The following is a 6,401-nucleotide window of genomic DNA, read 5'->3' as shown; positions in this document are numbered from 1 at the left end:
GACGCCAGCGGGCGCTGCTCGCCCGGCGGCTGCGGCGGCGGGAGGAGACCCGCGCCGTCGTCCCGCGCCCGCCCGGCACGGTCCCGCCGCTCTCCCACGCCCAGGAGCGCCTGTGGTTCCTGGAGCAGTACCGGCCGGGCCTGACCGCCTACACCGTTCCCGCCGTGGTGCGGCTGCGCTGCCCGCTGGACGAAGGAGCCCTGCGCCGCGCTCTGGACGCGGTCGCGCCCGCCACGAGGCGCTGCGGATGCGCTTCCCCACCACCGAGGACGGCGTCCCCGAGCTGGTGATCGACGATCCCGGCCCGGTCCGGCTGGACGTCGCCGAGGCCGCGGACCAGGACGCGGCGCTGGAGCTGTTCGAGGCCGCGCTGGCCGTGCCGTTCGACCTGGAGCGCGGCCCGCTGCTCCGCGCAGTCCTGGCCCGGATCGCCCCGGACGACCACATGCTGCTGGTGGCCGCGCACCACGCGGTCGTCGACGGCTGGTCCTACGACATCGTCTTCCGGGAACTGCTCGCCCTGTACGACGGCGGGACCCTCCCGCCCCCGCCGGTCGGCTACGGCGACTACGCCCTCTGGCAGCGCGGGCGGGACCTGCGGCGCGAGATCGGCCACTGGCGCGACCGGCTGGCCGGGCTGCCCGCGCTCGACCTGCCGACCGACCGGCCGCGACCGGCCGAGCAGGGCTACGACGGCGCCTCGCTCGCCGTCCGGATCGACGCCGACCTCACCCGCCGCCTGACCGAGGTGGGCCGGGCGGTGAACGCGACACCGTACATGACGCTGCTGGCGGCCTTCCAGGTGCTGCTGGCCCGCTACTCGGGGCAGACGGACTTCGGCGTCGGCTCCCCGGTGGCCGGGCGGAGCCTGCCCGAGCTGGAGGGCGTCGTCGGCATGTTCGTCAACACGCTGGTGCTCCGCGCGGACCTGGACGGCGAACCGCCGTTCACCGCGTTCCTGGGCCGGGTCAGGGAGCGCGCGCTGGACGCGTTCGCCCACGCCGAGCTGCCGTTCGACCGCCTGGTCACCGAGCTGAACGTGGAGCGCGACGTCAGCCGCGCGCCGCTGGCCCAGGTCGCCTTCGCCCTGCAGAACTACGCCGACGGCGGGGACGACCCGCGGCTGGCCTACCTGCCCCCGCCGGTCAGGACCACCCGCCACGACCTGGCGCTGTACCTGTTCGAGACCCCCGAAGGGCTGGCCGGGCACTTCACCTACAACACCGACCTGTTCGACGCGGACACCGTGGAACGGCTGGCCGCCCGGTTCGAGACGCTGCTGCGCTCCGTCGCCGCGGCCCCGGACACCCCGGTGGGGGAGCTGTCGCTGCTCTCGGACGCCGAGCGGGACCTCGTGCTGGGCTTCGGGGCGGCCGCGGAGCCGGAACCGACCGGCCACCGCCTGCTCGGCGACATCGTGGCCGCCCAGGCCGCGCTGACCCCGGACGCGACCGCCGTGGTCTGCGCGCCGGCTTCCGGGACCGCCCCGGCTTCCGGGACCGCCCCGGGCACCGGAACCGCCCCGGACACCGGAACGGACCTGGACGCCGGGACCGCACCGGGTACCGGGACCGCAGCGGACGGCTCCCCGGACGGCGGCGTCCCCGCCTCCCTCACCTACGCCGAGCTGGACCGCCGGTCCAGGGCGATCGCCGCGCTGCTGCGCGGACGGTACGGCGTCGGCCCCGACGTCCGGGTGGGCGTCCTGCTCGACCGCTCCACCGACCTGGCCGCCGCCGTCCTCGGCGTGCTGATCGCGGGCGGCGCCTACGTCCCGCTCGACCCCAAGCAGCCCCGCGACCGGCTGGCCCACATGCTCGGCGACTCCGGGGCGGTCGCCGTCCTGACCTCCTCGGCCGGGCGCGGCCTGGTCCCGGACGGCCACCCGGTGGTCTGCCTGGACGCCGAGGAGCTGACGGAGACCGCGTTCGACGACCCCGGCACCACCCCCGACCACCTGGCCTACGTGATCTACACCTCGGGCACCACCGGGCGGCCCAAGGGCGTCGGGGTGCAGCACCGGCAGGTGCTGAACTACCTGGCCGGGGTCCGGGAGCGCTTCGCCGTCGAGCCCGGATCGGTCTTCACCCTGCTCCAGTCGCTCTCCTTCGACTTCGGCGTGACGGTCTTCTACCTGTCGCTGCTCACCGGTGGAGAGCTGCACCTGCTCGACCCGCAGGCCCCGGTCGAGGAGCTCGCCGGGACGCTGGGCCGCACCGACTACCTGAAGATGACGCCCTCCCACCTCGCCTCGCTACTCGCCGGAGCCGAACCCCGCGAGCTGCTCCCGCGCAGGCTGCTCATCCTCGGCGGGGAGGCCTCCACCTGGTCGTGGGCCAGGGAGCTGGCCGGGCACACCGAGGTGGCCAACCACTACGGGCCCACCGAGGCCACCGTCGGCGTGGCCACGTACGCCGTCACGGCCGCCCCCGGGACCGCCCCCGAGAGCGCGCTGACCCTCCCGGTCGGCGGGCCGCTGCCCGGCGTCCGGCTGTACGTGCTGGACGAGCACCTGCGGCCGGTCCCGCCCGGCATGACCGGGGAGATCCACATCGGCGGCGACCGCCTGGCCCGCGGCTACCTCGGGCAGCCCGGCCTGACCGCGGACCGCTTCCTGCCCGACCCGTACGGCGCGCCCGGCGCCCGCATGTACCGCACCGGCGACCTCGGCCGCTGGCTGCCCACGGGCGAGCTGTGCTTCCTGGGCCGCCGCGACCTGCAGGTCAAGGTCCGCGGCTACCGCGTGGAGCTGCCGGAGATCGAAACCGTCCTCACCGGCCTGGAGGGGATCGCGCAGGCCGTCGTGGAGCTGCGCGGCGACCGGCTGGTCGGCTACCTCGTCGGGGAGCGGATCCCCGTCGGGGAGCTGCGCGCCCGGCTCGCCGACCGCCTCCCCGAGTACATGATCCCGGGGCGCTTCGTCTGGCTGGACGAGCTGCCGCTGAAGTCGCACGGGAAGGTCGACCGCGCCCGGCTCCCCGAGCCCGGCGACGAGCGCCCGGACCAGGAGGCCGGGTTCACGCCGCCGCAGACCCTGCTGGAGAAGGGCATCGCCCAGGTGTGGGCCGACGTCCTGGGGCTGACCCGGGTCGGCGCGCTGGACGACTTCTTCGACCTGGGCGGCCACTCGCTGCTCGCCGCCCAGGTGGTCGCCCGCCTGCGCCGGGTCCTGCCCGCCGGCGGGCGCCAGGTCGGCATCCTGGACCTGTTCAAGCACCGGACCGTCCGCGGGCTCGCCGGACTCGCCGAGACCGCCGCCGACGGGCCGCGCGCCCTCCTGCACCGCCTCACCCCGGTCCGGAGCACCACCGCGACACTGGTCTGCGTGCCGTACAACGGCGGGAGCGCGGCCGTCTACCAGCCGCTGGCCGACGCGCTGCCGCAGGACTGGGCGCTGCACGCGGTGGCCGTCCCGGGGCAGGAGCTGGGGCTCGCCGAGGAGACCCGGCCGGTCGCCGAGGTCGCCGAGAGCTGCGCGGCGGAGATCCTCGCCGGGATCCGGGGCCCGGTCGTGCTGTACGGCCACTGCGGGCTCGGCGTCATGCTCACCGTGGAGATCGCCCGGCGGCTGGAGGCCGCGGGGCGGCCCGTCGAGGCCGTCTACCTGGGCGGGATCTTCCCCTTCGCCCGGCCCTCGTCCCTGCTGGGCCGGATCGCCGACCTGGCCGACCGGTTCCGCAGTGACCAGGCGTGGGCCAACGCGCTGCGGGCCGCCGGACTCGACGTCGACGAGCTCAGCCGCGATGAACTCAAGATGATCATCGACAACCGGCGGGAGGGCACCCGGGAGACCGAGCGCTACTTCACCCGGCTGCTCGCCGAGGGCGTCGAACCGCTTCGGGCGCCGATCGTCTCCGTCGTCGGCGAACGCGACCCGGCGACGGAGTTCTACCAGGAGCGCTACCCCGAGTGGCACCTGCTGTCCGGCTCGGCCGCGCTGGTCGTCCTGGACGAGGCGGGGCACTTCTACCTGAAGTACCGCGCCGGGGAGCTGGCCGCCATCGTCACCGCCGTCCACCCGGCCGTCGCCTCCGGCGACACCGCGGCGCTGGGCCGTACCGACCGGTCGACCTGGTGGCTGGAGGGCGTCTCCCGGCGGCCCGTCGCCGCTTCCCCGGACGGCGCGGACCTGCCGGATCCGCCGGCCGATCCCATCGGGCGGGGAGCGGGCTCCCGGCCGGACGCGGACCGGTACGGAGCCGGGACGCCCGCCGGACCCGCGCCGAGCATGAAGCGGTTCGGCGCGGTGGCCGCCGGTCAGCTCGTGTCGATCGTCGGCTCGTCGCTGACCGAGTTCGCGGTCCCGCTGTGGATCTACGTCACCACCGGGTCGCTGGTGGACTTCGCGCTCTTCTCGGTCCTGGCGCTGCTGCCCGGCATGCTGGTCTCCCCGCTCGCCGGCGCGCTCGTAGACCGCCACGACCGGCGGCGCGTCATGCTCGCCGGGGACGTCGGCGCGTTCGGCACGCAGCTCGCCCTCGGTGTGCTGCTGTGGACCGGCAACCTGCAGATATGGCACGTCTACCCGCTGCTGGCGGTGCTCTCCGTCGCGCTCGCCTTCCAGCGCCTGGCCTACAACTCCGCCATCCCGCAGCTCGTCCCCAAGCGCTTCCTCGGCCACGCCAACGGCGTGGTCCAGATGGTCACCGGTACGGCGCAGCTCGTCGTCCCGCTGGTCGCGGTCGGGCTGATGGCGGTGATCGGCCTGGAGGGCATCCTCGTCGTGGACGTCGTCTCCTACGTGTTCGCGATCACGGTGCTGCTGCTGGTCCGCTTCCCGAAGACGATGGCGTGGCGGCGCCGCGAGTCGCTGACCGCCGAGATGGTCGAGGGCTGGCGCTTCTCCTGGGGGAATCAGTGGTTCCGCGGGATGCTCCTCTTCTTCGTGGTGCTGAACGTCTTCCTGTCCCCGCTGTTCCTGCTCGTCTCACCGCTCGTGCTGGGCTTCGCCACCCTCGACGACGTGGGCCGCGTCGCGTTCTGCGGCGGGCTGGGCGTGCTGCTCGGCGGCCTGGTGATGACGGTGTGGGGCGGCCCGCGCCGCCTGCGGATGCGCGGCGTCCTGCTCGCCACCCTCGCCCTCGGCGCCTTCTGCCTGGTCACCGGCGTGCGGCAGGACCTGGTGGTCATCGCGGTGGGGGCGTTCGGCATGTCGTTCTGGCTGACCGTGCTCAACGGCGTCTACGCCACGATCGTCCAGGTCAAGGTGCCGCAGCGGTTCCACGGCCGGGTCATGGCGCTCAACCAGCTCGTCGCCTGGTCCACGCTGCCGATCGGGTTCGGCCTGGTCGCGCCGTACGGCACCGCCCTGTTCGAACCGCTGCTGCTGCCCGGCGGCCCGCTGGCCGGCACCGTCGGCGCCGTCATCGGCACCGGTGAGGGCCGCGGCATCGGCCTGATGTACGTCCTGTTCGCGGTCGCGATCGCGGTCACCGCGCTGGTCGCCATGCGGACCCGGACCCTGTCCCGGTTCGACGCCGACATGCCGGACGCGCTCCCGGACGACCTGGTCGGTCTCCAGGCGGTCCGGCAGCGCGCGGAGCCGGAGGACGCCGCCGGATCGGAGGGAGATCCGCTCGCGGAGGCGGCCGGTTCCCGGCCCTGACCGGCTCCGGGGAACCGGCCGGGTGGCCGGGGGGCGACCGGTTCCCGGAGTCAGGCGCGCAGGCGCAGCCCGCGGGGGGTCGGGTGGAACCCGGCGGCCTCCAGGGCGGCGGCCAGCGGCGAGTCGTTGATCGCGGCCCCGTCGGCGCGCTCCACCGTGAGCTTGCCGAGCGCGCCGTCGCGCACGGCCAGCGCCAGGGCGTCGACGGCGGGCCGGACGCGGTCGTCGCCGGCGAACGACAGCAGGGTCTTGCCGCCGCGCTCGACGTAGAGCACCAGATGCCCGTCGACCAGCACCACCAGGGCGCCCGCCTTCCGCCCCGGCTTGTGGGACACGTCGCCCGGGTGCGCGGGCCACGGCAGCGCCGCGCCGTACGGGTTGGCCGGGTCGGCGGCGGCGAGTACCACGGCCCGCCGTCCGTCGCCGCCGTCCCGGCGGGCGGGGACGCTCCACGGGTCGGTCGTCACCGGCGGTGCGGACGCGTCCCAGGGCGCCGGAGGCGGCGGTGAGGAGGCCGCGCGCATGCGGTCGACGGCCCCCGGCAGGGCGAACTGGGCGCCGCCCAGGCCTTCGACGAAATAACCGCGGCGGCACCGGCCGCTCTCCTCGAACGCGCGCAGCACCTGGTAGACGGCGGAGAACCCGCCCGGCAGCCGTTCGGCCGCGACCGCGCCCCGGGTCACCACGCCGTGCCGTTCGAGCAGCACCTCCGCCTGGGCGTGCGCCCGCTGGGTGGCGTCCTCGGCCGGGGCGGGCAGCGGCCACCAGCGCCCGCCCACGGTCGGCGGGCCGCTCC

General features: G+C 75.4%; 3 protein-coding genes. 2 read left to right on the top strand and 1 reads right to left on the bottom strand.

Going from position 1 to position 6,401, the window contains the following annotated elements:
* Together ACWJ6R_RS27665 and ACWJ6R_RS27660 are read left to right on the top strand one after the other, a co-directional pair.
* Positions 1–290: condensation domain-containing protein (locus ACWJ6R_RS27665; RefSeq protein WP_449065039.1), on the top strand; the 290-nt coding region annotated here is incomplete at its 5' end.
* Positions 248–5,605 (top strand): non-ribosomal peptide synthetase/MFS transporter, encoded by a 5,358-nt coding sequence (locus tag ACWJ6R_RS27660; protein WP_449065038.1) that lies wholly within the window; start codon positions 248–250, stop codon positions 5,603–5,605. The genes ACWJ6R_RS27665 and ACWJ6R_RS27660, both read left to right, overlap by 43 nt.
* A 50-nt stretch (positions 5,606–5,655) precedes the next feature.
* Here the strand turns inward: ACWJ6R_RS27660 and ACWJ6R_RS27655 are convergent.
* Positions 5,656–6,401: Lhr family helicase (locus ACWJ6R_RS27655; RefSeq protein WP_449065037.1), on the bottom strand; the 746-nt coding region annotated here is incomplete at its 5' end.

This window comes from Planomonospora algeriensis (assembly GCF_977012225.1).
The sequence above is the reverse complement of the archived record's forward strand: the minus strand, read 5'-3'. Positions and strand labels throughout refer to the sequence as shown.